The sequence below is a fragment of the Spirosoma areae genome, assembly GCF_054781775.1.
The window spans coordinates 26,354-40,828 of the sequence record NZ_BAAGTT010000040.1; the positions used below are offsets into that span (position 1 = coordinate 26,354).

Below are 14,475 nucleotides of genomic sequence, written 5' to 3' on the forward strand. Positions count from 1 at the left end.
TTCAGGTTACGATGGTGAAGCCCGGTTTGGCCGCCTGCTTCTCCACATGCGGCAAATAGATCTGCAAAATGTCGTGAACATTCACGCGAATCAACTGACTTAATTGATTCAGTGGCAAATCATTCCGTTCAAGCCCAAACGGTTCTTCAATTTCCTCGCCAATCATCTCCAGGCCAACCAGAATGTAGGACGTCAGCAACACGGCAGGAATGGTCAGGTAGCCAAACACATCGACGACCGTAAAAGGCAACAGGGCGACATAAATCATAATGAACAACCGGATGAAGAGCGAATAGGAAAACGGAATCGGTGTGCTTTTTATCCGTTCGCAAATGCCGCAAACGTCCATCAGCGTCGTTAAATGCTGGTTTAGGTTGATGTGCTGAGACTCCGAAATATTGCCCTCCCGGTATAGGATTTCGGTGCGTACCCAAAGCTGGTTGGCTACCCCAGCCGGTTTATGGTCGAAGTTGCTCAGATCGCGCCGTTCACCTTCTTCAACTATATCCAACTCAGCCTGACCCGATAAATCGCGCAGGTGGTTCTTGAGAGCAAACGGAAAATTGGAAATAGATTTGGCAAAAAAAGCCCGACTGGCACTGTCACCTTCGGGCAAAACGGCGTTAAAAAAAATGGCCAGATTACGACAATTGTTCACTAACATTCCCCAGGCCTGCCGCCCTTCATAAAAGCGGTCATAGGCGGTATTGGTCCTGAAAATCAGCAGCAGACTGAGCAGAATACCCATCGCGCCCAAAAAAGAACCGGGCGTATCTTTCAGGCGCAGATCCATATAATTCAGTTCACACACCGTAATGATGGTTACATAAACGCCGACCGTCACTAAGCGTTTAAGCAACGATTTAGCCGTAGGTCCCGTATGAAAATGCCAGATGGCAGGCAACCAGTCTTTTTCTTTATAAACAATCATGTTGTAGTCAGGACGTATTAGATTCAATTGATGCATTGAATCCATAGTATCTAAATACGACTCAAACCGTAATTGTTCCGGCGAAAACGCGTTTGGCAGGACCGATCAGGTAAATGTTATCAAAACCTGCGGTGGGTAAGGCGTTGAAAGATACGCGCAGATTGCCGCCGATGGTTTGAATAAACACCGGATCGAGCATCCCTAACTGCTGGTGTGCGACTAAGGCTACCGCCGTTACGCCCGTGCCGCAGGAATAGGTTTCATCTTCAACGCCACGCTCATAGGTTCTGACGAACACCGTATTGTCGTCGATGACCTGAGCAAAATTAACGTTTGTGCCGCTGGGCTGAAATGGCTCACTATACCGAATGGCGCGGCCCGCCCTGACGACCTCAAGCGATTCTAAATCGTCGGTAAACTGAACGACATGGGGTGATCCGGTAGTCAGAAATGTTAGTCCAGCGCGGTCTTCGATACCAGCAACATTGCTCATTTTTAAAAAGATATCCTCTTCGCAGACAACGGCGACGTGTTCACCATCGACCGCCTGAAATCGGGTTTCGCTCTCGAACAGCCCCAGGTCGTGGGCGAACCGAACAATACATCGGCCCCCGTTGCCGCACATGCTGCCCTCGGCGCCGTCGGCATTGAAATACACCATCCGAAAATCGGACTCGGCATCATTCTGAAGCAGAATCAGGCCATCGGCGCCAATCCCAAACCGGCGGTGGCACAAGCGTTCGATGAACGCCTGACTGGTGGCCGGGAAGGTCCCGGCTCTATCGTCGATCAGCACAAAATCGTTACCGGTACCCTGGTATTTATGGAAGTCGATAGTCATTAGGCAAGAGTCGATAACAGGTAATAAGTAGTAATCAGTAAAGTCGTTAATTCCTATTGACTGCCGACTCCTGACTACCGACTTAAAAACAAAAAGCCACCTTCTCAGGCAGCTTTTTTATTTTTTCTGATTGAAGAAGCAATTAAGCGACTACGGCTGCCTTTGGCTTACGCTCTTTCACACGAGCCGCTTTGCCCTGACGGCCACGCAGGTAGAATAACCGCGCCCGGCGAACTTTGCCCAGACGAACGACATCAATCTTGTCGATGTTTGGCGATAGAACCGGAAAAATCCGCTCGACCCCAATACCGTTCGATATTTTGCGGACGGTGAACGTTTCGCCACCACTGCTTGGATTCCGGCGTTGAATGACGGTGCCCGTAAATACCTGAATACGTTCCTTATTTCCTTCGCGGATTTTAACGTGTACGTTTACCGTATCGCCCGCCCGAAATGTGGGCAACTCGGTGCGACGCTGCGCGTTGTCTGCCTCCACTAATTTAATTAACTCGCTCATGACCGTATATAATCGCCAGATAAGTATTTCCCAAATGAGCCGCAAAGATAGCATTTATTCTTGGTAGCCGAAAATACTTTTGTAAAATTACACCCTGGCACCAATTCCATATTCATGAAAATACTCAATGTTGACCAAATTCGGGCGCTCGATCAATCGACTATTCAACACGAGCCGATTGCACCACTCAATCTGATGGAGCGGGCCGCGCTCGCTTTTGTCGATTGGTTTGTGGACCGGTTCGCTGACACAACCCCAATTAAACTTTTCTGCGGCCTGGGTAACAACGGGGGCGACGGGCTGGCCATTGCCCGGTTGCTGCTTGAACGCAACTATCCGATTGAGGTGTTTGTGGTGCGCTATGCTCCGCGCGAGTCCGACGATTTTATGCACAACCACCGTCGGCTTAAACTCGTTATGGACACCATTCGATACATTGAATCTCCGCAGGATATTCCGGCCCTGCGCCATAATGAAGTGGTTATCGATGCCATATTGGGGTCAGGGCTATCACGTCCGGCTGAAGGCATCGTTAAAGACACGATTGAAGCCATTAACCGCGCTCCTGCGAACGTTGTGTCGGTCGATATTGCCAGTGGTCTTTATGCCGATCAGCCGAACGCGCCTGCCGATGTCATCATCGAACCCGATTATACGGTTACGTTTCAGTTGCCCAAACTGGCCTTTGTGCTCCCCAGAAATGGCCGTTATGTTGGCGAATGGCACATTTTGGACATTCGGCTGCACAAACGGTATATCGATCTTACACCCACGCCTTATTATTTCACGCAGCCCGCCGAGGCTCGTTTGTTGTTGCACAAACGGGATCGGTATGCCCATAAAGGTTCATTTGGCCATGCGCTGTTGCTGGCAGGCAGCTACGGTAAAATTGGGGCGGCTGTGCTGGCCACAAAAGCCTGCCTGCGGTCGGGTGTGGGCTTACTGACCGTTCAGGTGCCGCGCTGTGGCTATAGCATTCTGCAAACGGCGGTTCCCGAAGCCATGTGTCGACCCGATGCCCATCAGCATGTACTCACCGGAACCGCACCGGCGGACCGGCCGGACCGTGGCTTCAGTGAGGTTGAAAGTCCGGTGCCTGCCGATTACGCAGCCGTTGGTCTTGGCCCCGGCATTGGCAAAGCACCCGAAACGCTGGCGATGGTGAAAGCACTGCTGCCTACCCTCAAAAACCCGATGGTTGTGGATGCTGATGCGCTGAATTTGCTCGCCGAAAATCGCGACTTACTGACTCAACTTCCGCCACAAAGCATCCTGACGCCCCACCCTAAAGAGTTTGAGCGACTGACGAAGAAGTGGGATAACGATTATCAGAAATTAGATATCCTGCGCGAATTTGCCCAAAAATACCAGGTCGTCGTCGTTCTGAAAGGAGCCTACTCAGCCATTGCAACGCCCACGGGCGATGTGCATTTTAACTCAACGGGCAATCCTGGCCTGAGCACGGGCGGCACGGGCGATGTGCTGACAGGCGTACTGACGGCCCTGCTGGCTCAGAGTTATGACCCCATCGAAGCCGCCGTTCTGGGAGTTTTCGCTCATGGACTGGCCGGCGACAGGGTGGCTGAACAGCGAGGGCCTATCGGTATGGTTGCTTCCGACGTGATCGACGCGTTGCGCTGGGACTGATTTATCAGAAAAGGAAAACTCTTGTCTACAATTGCCGGGTGGGTCTGCCGAAGAATCCATCCGTGCCTTTTTCTCGTTAGTAACCCAACACGTTCTGGTGGTTTAGACCAACAGGTAGATATACGTAGGGAGCAAATTCCGGGTTTCTGCGCTGTTCTGGCAACGCCCATAAGCCCAAATTTGCACCCACATTGGAACAGTTGACAACAGATATAAACCATGAAGCATACAGCACAGCGCCACTGGCAGGTTAACCGACCTGCCCGCAAGGCGCGATTACCCTTCGATCAAACAACAGCATTGGGCAGCCTGACGGTGGCTCTACTGGCCTACATTGTTTACCACATTGTTCACCCGCTGATGGCCCAGGGATTACTCTGGTAATCTGCCCCACGATTACCGCAGAAGCTGATAGGTCACGAAGGCTGCGCCATAGGCCAGGGCCATCATGTACACTAACTGCACAGTTGGCCATTTCCAGCTTTTGGTTTCGCGCTGGGTGGCCGCCAGGGTGCTCATGCACATCATGGCAAATACATAAAAAATCAGCAGCGACCAGGCCAGGGCCGGGGTATACATGGGTCCACCCGTTTTAGGGTTACGCTCCTGCCGAAGCCGCTCCCGAATGGTCACACCGGCATTATCTGCATTGGCAGACTGGCCAATGCTGTAAATGGTCGACATCGTGCCCACAAACACTTCGCGGGCGGCAAAGGAACTCAGCAGGGCGATGCCAATTTTCCAGTCGTAGCCCAGTGGCTCAATAACGGGTTCAATAAAATGACCGAAGTGACCGGCATAGGACGCTTCGAGCCGCTCGGAGGCAATTCGATTTTGCAGGTGGTCGTGGTCCGGCATTCCGTGGTCCGGCATTCCGGTGGCAACAGCCAGATTTTGTTGCCGAACGCGGGTTTCGGCCTGCTTCATGGCATCGCCGGGGCCGTAGCTGGCCAGCACCCACAACACAATCGAAATGGCCAGAATGACTCGCCCGGCCTCCCACACAAACGCCCGGACACTTTCCCAAACTGTTAGGCCAACGTGATTCCAGCGGGGAATTTTGAAGGTCGGTAGTTCCATAATGAAGTACCCGCGCTCTTTGGAGCGAAGCACTACTTTCAGCACCCAGGCCGCCAGCAATGCACTAAGCAAACCCAACAGATACAACCCCATTAGCGCCAGTCCCTGCAGGTTAAACAGGCCCAAAACGCGCTGGTCTGGCACTACTAAGGCAATCAGAATGGTGTAAATAGGCAACCGGGCCGAGCAACTCATCAGGGGTGTCACCAAAATCGTGATGAGCCGGTCGCGCCGGGAGCCAATGCTGCGGGTGGCCATGATGGCCGGTACAGCACAGGCTACGCCCGAAATCAGGGGCACTACGCTGCGCCCATTCAGCCCGAATTTTCGCATAATGCGGTCCATGATGACCATCACCCGCGACATATAGCCCGATTCTTCGAGCAGGGCCACCAGCAGGAACAAAAACGCAATCTGCGGGATGAATACCAGGATACCACCAATGCCCGCCAGAATGCCATCCGTGAGTAGATCGGTGAGCGGCCCGGCAGGCAGGTTTTCTTTGAGTTGGCCGTTGAGCCAGGCCATGCCCGCGTCGATGCCATCCATGAACGGCTGTGCCCAGGCAAAAATGGCCTGAAAAATCAGAAGGAGGATGAAGCCAAAAATGGCATAACCCCAGACTGGATGCAGCAGCACGCGGTCGAGTTTCTGGCTCCAGGTTGGTCGATTCGCCGGGTGCCTGTTCGAGACGGCATCAGCCACTATGGGCGCTATACGTTTATAACGGGTAATGGTTTCGCCCGCCTGAAACGTTCGTTCGTTAAACCGATGCTGGGTAATAATGGCATCCAGACCAATCTGTTGCTGGCGATTGAGGAATGTGAACCCGTCGTGCTGAATGATGTACTGGAGGGCGAGGTAGTTATTGCTGAGTTGGTATTGCTGTTTCGTATCGGTTATTAGCTCTGCAGCTCCCTCTGCCGGATCGAAGAATAAGGCGCCCGTTAGCGTTGGGGTGTGAAGTTGAGCCACAACAGCCTTTTTGAGTTGGTCAAGTCCTTCGCCGGTGCGGGCGTTGATCCGCACAACCGGCACACCCAGCCGCATAGCCAGGCGCACCGCGTTGACTTCTTTTGCCTGTTGGCGGGCGACATCGAGCATATTCAGGGCCAGCACAACCGGCACACCGAGGTCGGCGACCTGGGTAAAGAGCAGCAGATTTCGGTGCAGATTGGCCGCATCGACCACAACGATAGCCACCTCGGGATAGTCAGGGTGAGCCGGATTGGCCAGAATATCGGTAACGATCTGTTCGTCTAACGATTTGGGATAAATTGAGTAAACACCGGGCAAATCGACAATTATGGCCGTGGTTTGTGGGTCAATTGACCAGGTCCCCGATTTTTTATCGACCGTAACACCCGGAAAGTTGCCCGTTTTCTGCCGTAATCCGGTTAGCTGATTAAACAGCGACGATTTACCGGCATTCGGGTTGCCAATAAGGGCGATTTTAGGAGATGTTTTCAAAACAAACGGTGAAGAATGAAACGTATTTATTCTTCACTTCTAATAAGGATCGTGGCGGCTTCCGACTTCCGCATAGCTAACGAGTACCCAGACACCATAAGACAAATTGGATCACCCAGCGGAGCTTTCGCCGTTAATTGGATCGGCGAACCTGGCAAACAACCCATTTCAAGCAATTTCAGCGACATCAGTTGATCGCTGAACGACCGAATTATGGCCTGTTCACCAACTTTCAGGTCGGCGGCACTTCGATTGCTCATCATGGTGGTAAGCACAGTCAGGTTAGTGCCTGCACTTATTTAGATTCAGTTTAATTAACCACAAGATTACAGCAGAAAGTTCGCGTAAGCAAATCTACCGGACTAAATCCCAGGCAAATCGCAGAATTGTTGCGGCAGTGACCAGCAGGAACAACGCCCGAATGAAACTGTTCCCTTTCAGAATTGCCAGTCTGGCCCCCAGGAATGCCCCCGTAAGGTTAGCCGCTGCCATTGGGAGGGCAACCGGATAAAGTACACTTCCTTTCATGGCAAAAAATAACAGGCTGGCCAAATTAGTCGATGCGTTAACTAACTTGGCGTGGGCGCTGGCCTTCAGAAAGTCGAAGCCAATGAGGGCGATAAAGCCCAGCACCAGAAAACTGCCCGTTCCCGGCCCGAAAAAGCCATCGTAGAAGCCAATCACCACGCCCATGAGCCACATTCGCAGTCGTTGCTGTTGTTCAGGAACAACTTGCTGAGCCACTTGTCCGAACTGTTTTTGGGTGAGTGTGTAGCTGAACACCGCAACCAGAATCACCAGGATTAACGGCTTCATAAAACTATTGGGCACGCGGGCGAGTGTCCATGACCCTACCCAGGAAGCTCCAAAGGCAATCGCCATCATCGGGCCAATGAACCGCCCAGCCACCGCTACCCGTCGGCCATATTGAACCGCCCCCATCAGACTCCCGGCTAAGGACGGGATTTTAGTGGTGCCAATCAGCGTCGGGACGGGGTATTGCGGCAGCGTGAACAGCAGAGCGGGCGTTTGAATCAACCCACCCCCGCCAATAATAGCATCCACAAAACCCGCCAGAAATGAAAAACCACACAGGACCAGAATTGAATACGTCATTGATACCGGCTACCTCAAAGCAACACATCATGCACAGGCTGCACTTTTTCGGGTAAGTCGCTCTCACCGAGCATGTCTTTCAGGTCAATTTCAATATTTCGAACGATGGTGAACAGGGGCACGTCGTTGACTAAGCCTTCAAACGGGTTCTCGCTGTAGTCGCCGTTAAGCTCCATCGTGCCAAATACCCAGCTCACAATCATGCTGCTCGGAATGAGCAGCCATATGAAATTATCGCCCATTTTGGCAAACTCGCTCACTAAACCAAAGGGCAGCAGGAAGGTAAAAATTCCAATGAAAATCAGGCTGGTAGTCGCAAAGTGGCGCGGAAATGGGAAGTTTTTAATGCGCTCCGACCGACCCTGTTCGGCCAGTAGATCGGTGATAAATTTCTGTAGTTCCATCTGCCGAAAGTCTTCGAGCAGTCCTTCTTTTCGGAGTTGAGCGAGGTGCTGGCTCTGACAGTCCATCAACTGAACCGCGGCATTCTTCCTGCCTTTCAGCCAGTGCAACTCATCGGCACTCAGATAGGGGCTTAACTCATCCTCCCAGGAGCCAAACGCGAATTCTTTTTCAAAATAATTCCGATACCAGGCATTTGTGCTTCGCTGGTGTTCCCAGGCGGTGCGCTGCCCCATGAGGTGTTTCAGCGCGTAGAGCCAGGCAATATGGCGATAGATCAGGGTTTTCTTTTCCTGCTTTATCCGCTCTTCCGAAACGGGTTCAGGGGCAAACTCGTCGGTTACAAATGCTCTAACGGCGGTTGCAAAGGCCCGGCTTGTGTTGGTAATGCCGCCCCATATTTTTCGGGCTTCCCAGAGCCGGTCATACGACTGGCTATTTTTAAAGCCGACATAGAACGAAACCGCCGTGCCGATCAGCGACACCGGTAGCCAGGGAATGGCTACCCATTTCCAGTCGAGCACGTCATACATAAGCAACGCAATAAGGCTCACGACAAGTGAATAGAGCAGAATACGCCAGGTGAAAAAGTAAATCAGGGGCAAGCTGAACGAACGTTTGATGTACACAGGATGATGGAGTTACGATTGATAGAAGACAACCTGGCGAGCCGGTTGAAACGCAAAACTATTTCTTTTCTGCGTGCCCATTGCACTGTAAATTTGCAGAAGTAACTAAACCGGTATGGCAGAATCAGTACGGCAGATGAAGGCGTTGATGCAGAAAGAGTTTCTGCTGGAGTGGCGGCAACGCTACGCCCTCAACGGAATGCTGCTGTACATTGTGGGGGCGGTGTTTGTGTGTTACCTGAGTTTCAACGCCCGGCGCGGCCAACTGACACCCATTGTCTGGAACACGCTGTTCTGGATTATTCTGCTGTTTACGGCTATCAACGCCATTGCCAAAAGTTTTGTGCAGGAGCGGGCCGGGCGGCAGTTGTACTACTACACACTGGCCAGTCCTGAACAAATTATCCTCGCAAAAATCCTGTACAACACGGTATTAATGCTGGTGCTGGCTCTTTTAGGGTTTAGTGTCTATGCGTTCGTGCTGGGTAATCCAGTTAACGATGTGCCTTTGTATCTGTTGACATTAATATTGGGAGCGGTAGGCTTTGCGGCTTCGCTGACACTTGTATCGGGCATTGCCAGCAAAGCTGAGAATCCGGCCACGCTGATGGCGGTGCTGAGTTTCCCGATTATTTTGCCGCTGTTGCTGCTGTTGCTGAAAATATCGAAAAATGCACTCGACGGTCTCGACCGCAGTGTTAGCTGGAACGAAATCGGGACGGTGCTGGCCATCGATGCTATCGTGCTGACGCTGTCGTGGCTGCTGTTTCCGTTTTTGTGGCGGAGTTGAAAACTGTTCAACGTTCCAGGTTCAATGTTTGCTGCATGAAACATTGAACCTGGAACATTGAACCTGAAACGATAAACAATGAAAACTACCTGGTGGAAAGCCCTCGCGGTCCTGATTTTAACTTATGTAATCTTTCAGGGATTGCTGGGCGTGGTGCCGCGTATGCGGATTTTGAATGAGAGTATTCGGAATGTGTATTTTCACGTACCACTTTGGTTCGGCATGAGTACGCTGTTGCTGACATCGTGCATTTACTCGGTTCGGTATCTACGCAGAGGCCGGTTCGATGATGATTTGATTGCGGTGGAATTTGCCAATACGGCTATTCTGTTTGGATTATTAGGTTGTGTGACTGGGTCGATCTGGGGTAATTTTACGTGGGGTGAACCGTGGCCCAACGATCCGAAACTCAACAGCGCTGCTGTAGGAATGCTAATGTACTTCGCTTATTTGATTTTGCGTGGCTCTTTCGACGACGAACAGCGACGTGCCCGGATTTCGGCGGTCTACAACATCTTTGCCTTTGCGGTGTTTATTCCGCTGATTTTCGTCGTTCCTCGTTTAACGGATTCGCTGCATCCGGGCAATGGAGGCAACCCCGCCTTTGGCCAATACGACGACATGGACAATAAGATGCGAACGGTCTTTTACCCGGCCATTATCGGTTTTACCCTGCTGGGCGTCTGGATTACGGAACTCCGCGTTCGGTTACGCCGGCTGAAAGTAGCTTTAGACGATTGACTTTATGGTAATATACCGGAATGATTCACCTGTTTTTTTCGTTAACTCTTAGACTTAGTTACCCATTCAAATGCGACTACCGTTTCTACTGAAATACCCGTTAGTGGCTCTTCTTTTGCTGAGCCAGAACCTCATGGCTCAACAACCCGTTGCTACCGGTGTCGAAATGGCCGACCGGCTCCGGGCCGATGGCAAAATCTGGGTTGTGGTGGCCGTTATTGCCGCCGTATTTGCCGGTATTATTAGTTATCTCGTTCGGCTCGACCGGCAGATTGGGAAATTAGAAAAGGAAGTCAGTGAAACAATTCGTAAGAAGCAGGATGCGCGATTATCTTAATTCGCTTATTCAGTTATTCACTCATTCGCTCAGTGTAAAATGAAACTCTCTCATATTCTCGGTATCATCGTTATTGCCGTAGCCATTGGCATCATCGTGTCAACGGCGGGCGATGCCAGTTCCTATGTTACCTTCAAACAAGCGTCTGAACTCGCGCAGGATGGCGACGATAAGATGATTCACGTTGTGGGCAAAGTGCAGAAAGATGCTCAGGGCAACATTACCGACATGCTCTATAACCCGGCCATCGACCCCAACCACTTTGAATTTACACTTGTGGACAACGATAACCGGGCGCAGAAAGTCGTGTTTAACAGCCCCAAACCGCAGGACTTCGGCAGCGCTGAGCAGATTGTGGTGATTGGCGCCATGCAGGGCGACCATTTTCAGTGCAATAAAATTCTACTGAAATGCCCGTCTAAATACCAGGAAGGCAAGATTGAAACGACCGAACACGAGTCGTCCGGGACTAAGCCAGCAAAGATATGAGCGTACAGGAAATCGAAGCGGCTATCGAAAATCTACCGACTAAGGAGATATACGAGTTAGCAGATTGGTTAGCAGAACTTCGTAACCAACTTTGGGATAAACAGATTGAAGAAGACGCTAAAGCTGGGAGGTTGGATGCCCTTATTAACAAAGCGAAAGAACAAAATCGTCAGGGCTTGACGCGACCATTGTGATACATAAAACAACTCCGGACTATTGGGATTGTTATCACACTTTGCCTGAAGATATTCAGAAACTGGCTAATAAGAATTACACATTGCTTAAAGCCGATCTGTTCCACCCATCTCTACATTTTAAGAAGGTTCAGAAAGGTTTGTGGTCTGTTCGAGTTGGCAAAAAGTATCGTGCTTTAGCTACTGAAGATGGGGAAGATATGCTTTGGTTCTGGATAGGGCCACATGCAGAATACGATAGACTTATTAATCAATGATACACACTACCATCGGGCAACTCGGCCACTTTTTCGTTATTCTGTCGTTCGTTACGGCACTCGTGGCAACCGTCGCTTATTTTCTGTCGGCACTCGGTCGGGCAGGTGCTGCTGTGCAAGTCAAGTCGGTTGAAGAACCGCAATTAGCCTATGCAGGAGAATCAAGACAAGCGAATCCAAACCGGGCTTCCTTCGGTGGCAAAACTGCCCGTCGGAAAGCACCTATAGTCCCCGCCCCTATGCCCCTGGATGAAAAAGACGACTGGCGGACACTGGCGCGGTGGGCGTTCTATATGCACGGCGCGGCTGTGGTGGGTATAGCCGTGAGTCTGTACTACATCATCTACAATCATTATTTCGAGTATCACTACGCCTGGAGCCACTCGTCGCTGGCGCTGCCGGTGCAGTACATGATTTCATGTTTCTGGGAAGGTCAGGAGGGGTCGTTTCTGCTCTGGCTCTTCTGGAATGCACTGCTGGGCGCCATTCTGATTCGGAGCAGTGGGAGCCGGTGGGAAGCGCCCATGATGACGGTTTTTGCGCTGGTGCAGGCGTTTCTGGCGTCGATGATTCTGGGCGTTGTTTTCGGTGATTCGTTCAAGATTGGTTCCTCGCCCTTTCTGCTGCTTCGGGAAGCCATGCCCGACACGCCCATCTTTGCCGCCGACCCCAATTTTATCCCGAAAGACGGTAACGGCCTGAATCCCCTGCTTCAGAACTACTGGATGGTTATTCACCCGCCCACGCTGTTCCTGGGCTTCGCGCTCACATTAGTGCCGTTTGCCTACTGCATTGCCGGCCTGTGGCGCAATCAGCCCCTCGAATGGATTCGGCCCGCACTGCCCTGGACACTATTCGGCGGCATGGTTCTCGGCGTTGGCATCGTGATGGGCGGCTACTGGGCCTATGAAACCCTTAACTTCGGCGGCTACTGGAACTGGGACCCGGTCGAAAACGCGGTTTATGTGCCCTGGCTGGTGCTGGTGGCTGCACTGCACACGATGCTCATTGCCAAAAAATCCTCAACGGGCCTGAAAACCGCTATTATTCTGACCATCAGTACATTCCTGCTGATTCTTTACTCAACATTCCTGACCCGCTCCGGCATTCTGGGCAATGCCTCCGTTCACTCTTTCACGGATTTAGGGCTGTCGGGGCAGTTGCTGGTGTATCTGCTGGCGTTCGTGGTGCTGGCGGTATGGCTGGCGGCCCGTAAATGGAAGCATATTCCGAGCGATGAGCAGGAAGCGTCAGTTTATACCAAAGAATTCTGGGTGTTTATTGGGGCTACGGTCATCTGTCTGGCAGCTTTCCAGGTGATTGCGACCACGTCGATTCCGGTCTATAACAAGATTCTGGAAATCTTCGGCAAGGTATCCAACCTCGCCCTGCCCGCCGACCAGATTGCCCATTACAACAAGTTTCAGGTCTGGTTTTTCGTCGCGATTGCGTTGCTGACAGGCGTTGGTCAATTTATGTGGTGGCGAAAAGTGGAGCATAAAAAATGGGATGCCCTCATTACGCCGGGCATTCTGACGCTCCTGGTCAGCGCGGGTATCATTGCCTTCAGTTCCATCACAAATCCTATTTACATGGTGTTGCTGGTTGCGTCGGTTTTTGCACTGGCAACGAATGGAACCATCCTGCTGGGTATCATCCGGGGTAATTACCGGCTATCGGGCGGGGCTATTGCCCATATCGGTCTGGCGCTGATGCTGCTGGGCATCCTGTATTCGGCGGGGTTCTCGAAAGTTATTTCGCTCAATAACAGTGGCTTGCTCATCTCAAAGCAGGACGAGTTTACCAAGAACGACAACAAAGAAAACAAAGAAAACACGCTGCTGTGGCTCAACCAACCGGAGCGCATGGGTCCCTACCAGCTAACCTATCGTGGGCAACGCATTGAAGCCCGCGACGTGCCGGGCTACATTCCGCGGAAAGATGTGCTGCTTATCGAGGGGGCTGGCGAGAAACTATCGTTTCACGGAATTGCCCAGCGCGATATTGTACAGAAGGGCAAGGTATATCATAAAAAAGGCGATACGCTGGCCCTCTATCCCGAAAACACGTATTACGAAGTGGAGTACCGCGAGCCGAACGGTAAAATTTTCAGTCTCTATCCCCGCGCTCAGGTAAACGAACGCATGGGGTTGCTGGCCTCGCCCGATATTCGGCACAAAGCTGACCGCGACATGTACACCTTCGTGTCGTCGGTGCCGGACCCTACTGCGGAAGACAAGTGGGAGAAAACCGAAACCTATAGCGTAGCCATCAAAGACACGTTTTTCCTGAATGATTACGTCGCTGTTCTGGACGACGTGGTGCGGGCGAGCGAGGTCGAAGGCATGGAGATTGGCCCCACCGATGCCGCCGTTCGGGCGCGGGTGCGGGTGATGAGCAAAACCGGCGAGCAAATACTAAGCCCAGCGTTCATCATCAAAAACCGCCTGGTGGCGCATCCGGCGGAGGTAAGCGATGAGCTTGGCGTTCGTATTCAATTGAACGAAATTGACCCGCGCACCGGCAAATTCACCTTTGCCGTCAACCGCACCCAGCGTGATTACATTGTGATGAAGGCCTTTGAAAAGCCACTCATTAACCTACTCTGGATTGGCACCTTAGTGATTGTGCTCGGCTTCCTGATTGCCACCGTTCGGCGGTATCGGGAGTTTAGCAAGATGAGAGACAGAGGAGTATAGTTTTCTTGAGGAACATCAGCTTGACTTTGACAAAGTTCCAAACTTTGTCAAAGTCAAGCTGATGTTCCTCAAGAAAACTACCGACTAAATTCCCTATGAAACTTCCTGAAATACTTCTTTTAGCGGCAGCGGCCGGTTTTCTGGTCATCTGGATTGCCGAATATCAACGCACTGATTTTGCCAATAGTTACTGGCTGCTAATGCTGTGTTTAGCGTTTCTGCTGGCATTTCAGTATGTTCGTACCAAACGACTCGACCGCAGCAAAATCGTTTCGCCCACCATTAAGCAAATGGTGGAAGATCGGAAGAAAAATAAAAAATAGTTCCCAGGTTCG

At 51.5% G+C, this 14,475-nt stretch carries 17 protein-coding genes; 10 read left to right on the forward strand and 7 right to left on the reverse strand.

The window, feature by feature from the left end:
• Nucleotide 1 precedes the first annotated feature (1 nt).
• The 3 genes from ACYVI1_RS23545 to rplS all read right to left on the reverse strand — a co-directional run bounded on the left by ACYVI1_RS23545 (nucleotide 2) and on the right by rplS (nucleotide 2,289).
• Nucleotides 2–931, reverse strand: a complete 930-nt coding sequence (locus tag ACYVI1_RS23545) for a bestrophin family protein (RefSeq protein ID WP_460913301.1) — start codon at nucleotides 929–931, stop codon at nucleotides 2–4.
• A 61-nt stretch (nucleotides 932–992) separates the two neighbouring features.
• A complete protein-coding gene (gene dapF / locus ACYVI1_RS23550) occupies nucleotides 993–1,766 on the reverse strand; it encodes a diaminopimelate epimerase (protein WP_460913791.1) in 774 nt (257 codons plus the stop codon).
• 148 nt (nucleotides 1,767–1,914) lie between these two features.
• Nucleotides 1,915–2,289 (reverse strand): 50S ribosomal protein L19, encoded by a 375-nt coding sequence (gene rplS, locus ACYVI1_RS23555; protein WP_460913302.1) that lies wholly within the window; start codon nucleotides 2,287–2,289, stop codon nucleotides 1,915–1,917.
• A 114-nt stretch (nucleotides 2,290–2,403) separates the two neighbouring features.
• On the opposite strand from rplS, the gene ACYVI1_RS23560 reads away from it, so the two are divergent.
• Nucleotides 2,404–3,936: an NAD(P)H-hydrate dehydratase gene (locus ACYVI1_RS23560; RefSeq protein WP_460913303.1), complete on the forward strand. Its 1,533-nt coding sequence runs from the start codon at nucleotides 2,404–2,406 to the stop codon at nucleotides 3,934–3,936.
• 219 nt (nucleotides 3,937–4,155) lie between these two features.
• Complete coding sequence (locus ACYVI1_RS23565) at nucleotides 4,156–4,320, forward strand: hypothetical protein (RefSeq protein ID WP_460913304.1); 165 nt, start codon at nucleotides 4,156–4,158, stop codon at nucleotides 4,318–4,320.
• A 12-nt stretch (nucleotides 4,321–4,332) separates the two neighbouring features.
• Here ACYVI1_RS23565 and feoB read toward each other — a convergent pair whose 3' ends face one another.
• The 4 genes from feoB to ACYVI1_RS23585 all read right to left on the reverse strand — a co-directional run bounded on the left by feoB (nucleotide 4,333) and on the right by ACYVI1_RS23585 (nucleotide 8,633).
• On the reverse strand, nucleotides 4,333–6,486 hold the full coding sequence (gene feoB, locus ACYVI1_RS23570) for a ferrous iron transport protein B (protein WP_460913305.1): 2,154 nt from the start codon (nucleotides 6,484–6,486) through the stop codon (nucleotides 4,333–4,335).
• A 26-nt stretch (nucleotides 6,487–6,512) separates the two neighbouring features.
• Nucleotides 6,513–6,746 carry a FeoA family protein gene (locus ACYVI1_RS23575; RefSeq protein ID WP_460913792.1) on the reverse strand — a complete coding sequence of 78 codons (234 nt, stop codon included), beginning with the start codon at nucleotides 6,744–6,746 and terminating at the stop codon, nucleotides 6,513–6,515.
• 94 nt (nucleotides 6,747–6,840) lie between these two features.
• A complete protein-coding gene (locus ACYVI1_RS23580) occupies nucleotides 6,841–7,602 on the reverse strand; it encodes a sulfite exporter TauE/SafE family protein (RefSeq protein WP_460913306.1) in 762 nt (253 codons plus the stop codon).
• 14 nt (nucleotides 7,603–7,616) lie between these two features.
• Nucleotides 7,617–8,633, reverse strand: coding sequence for a bestrophin family protein (locus ACYVI1_RS23585; RefSeq protein WP_460913307.1), 1,017 nt, complete (start codon nucleotides 8,631–8,633; stop codon nucleotides 7,617–7,619).
• A 115-nt stretch (nucleotides 8,634–8,748) separates the two neighbouring features.
• Here ACYVI1_RS23585 and ACYVI1_RS23590 point away from each other — a divergent pair, with 115 nt between their 5' ends.
• The 8 genes from ACYVI1_RS23590 to ACYVI1_RS23625 all read left to right on the forward strand — a co-directional run bounded on the left by ACYVI1_RS23590 (nucleotide 8,749) and on the right by ACYVI1_RS23625 (nucleotide 14,463).
• The gene (locus ACYVI1_RS23590) at nucleotides 8,749–9,423 is read left to right on the forward strand and encodes a heme exporter protein CcmB (RefSeq protein ID WP_460913308.1); all 675 of its coding nucleotides are present in this window, start codon (nucleotides 8,749–8,751) and stop codon (nucleotides 9,421–9,423) included.
• A 78-nt stretch (nucleotides 9,424–9,501) separates the two neighbouring features.
• On the forward strand, nucleotides 9,502–10,164 hold the full coding sequence (ccsA, locus tag ACYVI1_RS23595; RefSeq protein WP_460913309.1) for a cytochrome c biogenesis protein CcsA: 663 nt from the start codon (nucleotides 9,502–9,504) through the stop codon (nucleotides 10,162–10,164).
• 70 nt (nucleotides 10,165–10,234) lie between these two features.
• Nucleotides 10,235–10,501, forward strand: coding sequence for a CcmD family protein (locus ACYVI1_RS23600; protein WP_460913310.1), 267 nt, complete (start codon nucleotides 10,235–10,237; stop codon nucleotides 10,499–10,501).
• Between the two features lie 39 nt (nucleotides 10,502–10,540).
• Nucleotides 10,541–10,990, forward strand: a complete 450-nt coding sequence (locus tag ACYVI1_RS23605; RefSeq protein WP_460913311.1) for a cytochrome c maturation protein CcmE domain-containing protein — start codon at nucleotides 10,541–10,543, stop codon at nucleotides 10,988–10,990.
• Complete coding sequence (locus ACYVI1_RS23610; RefSeq protein WP_460913312.1) at nucleotides 10,987–11,184, forward strand: hypothetical protein; 198 nt, start codon at nucleotides 10,987–10,989, stop codon at nucleotides 11,182–11,184. Before ACYVI1_RS23605 ends, ACYVI1_RS23610 begins: the two co-directional genes overlap by 4 nt.
• Nucleotides 11,181–11,441, forward strand: a complete 261-nt coding sequence (locus tag ACYVI1_RS23615) for a ParE family toxin-like protein (protein ID WP_460913313.1) — start codon at nucleotides 11,181–11,183, stop codon at nucleotides 11,439–11,441. Before ACYVI1_RS23610 ends, ACYVI1_RS23615 begins: the two co-directional genes overlap by 4 nt.
• Nucleotides 11,438–14,140 carry a cytochrome c biogenesis protein CcsA gene (gene ccsA / locus ACYVI1_RS23620; RefSeq protein WP_460913314.1) on the forward strand — a complete coding sequence of 901 codons (2,703 nt, stop codon included), beginning with the start codon at nucleotides 11,438–11,440 and terminating at the stop codon, nucleotides 14,138–14,140. The genes ACYVI1_RS23615 and ccsA (ACYVI1_RS23620) overlap by 4 nt, the downstream gene beginning before the upstream one ends.
• A gap of 95 nt (nucleotides 14,141–14,235) precedes the next feature.
• The gene (locus ACYVI1_RS23625) at nucleotides 14,236–14,463 is read left to right on the forward strand and encodes a hypothetical protein (RefSeq protein ID WP_460913315.1); all 228 of its coding nucleotides are present in this window, start codon (nucleotides 14,236–14,238) and stop codon (nucleotides 14,461–14,463) included.
• Nucleotides 14,464–14,475 lie beyond the last annotated feature (12 nt).